Source organism: Vibrio sp. 1727 (assembly GCF_033344415.1).
Taxonomy (GTDB): Bacteria; Pseudomonadota; Gammaproteobacteria; order Enterobacterales; family Vibrionaceae; genus Vibrio; species Vibrio alginolyticus.
In genome coordinates, this window is the sequence record NZ_JAWPOT010000187.1 from 1 (window position 1) to 787 (window position 787).

The 787-nt window shown below is 50.2% G+C and carries 1 protein-coding gene; it reads left to right on the forward strand.

The annotated features are described in order from the left end of the window. Window positions 1-741 (forward strand): electron transfer flavoprotein subunit alpha/FixB family protein (locus tag R8O10_RS24680; RefSeq protein ID WP_318191884.1); only part of this gene is annotated, 741 nt, incomplete at its 5' end. Window positions 742-787: the final 46 nt, after the last annotated feature.

Below are 787 nucleotides of genomic sequence, written 5' to 3' on the forward strand. Positions count from 1 at the left end.
GAATCGCTGGTGCACCAATTCGCGGAAAATATCGCACCAGTTGTTGTAGGACTTGCAGACAGCTTTGACGGTATCTGGGCCAATTCATCATCCAAAGGCAAAGATCTTGCGCCACGTATCGCCGCTAAATGTGGTGTTGGGCAAATCTCTGACATCGTTCAAGTGGTGGATGACAAAACGTTTATACGCCCAATTTATGCGGGCAACGCTTTCGCTAAAGTGACTTCAAATGACAAATTACGTGTGGTCACCGTGCGCGCGTCGGCCTTTGATCCTGTTGCTTGCAACAGCCAAGTCGATATTGAGCATCAGCAAACCTCGGCTCAATCTTCCGTTGTAGAATTAGTTGCTATCGACAAGACCGTTTCTGAGCGCCCTGAACTCACCGCTGCGGAAATCGTGATTTCTGGCGGTCGTGGCGTTGGCAGCAAAGAGAACTTCGAACTTATCGAAAAAGTCGCCGACAAACTCGGCGCAGCGATTGGGGCGTCTCGCGCTGCTGTCGATGCAGGTTTTGTCGCTAACGACTTACAAGTCGGTCAAACCGGCAAAATCGTCGCGCCTAAGCTTTACATTGCCGTCGGGATCTCTGGTGCAATCCAACACCTTGCCGGCATGAAAGAGTCGAAAGTGATTGTCGCTATCAACAAAGATCCAGACTCCCCAATCTTCGAAGTGGCGGATTATGGGTTAGTCGGCGATCTGTTTGAGATACTGCCTCAGCTCGCTGAACAACTATAAATATACCGACCAAGGGCGAGCATGATGATGCTCGCCCTTTTTGATC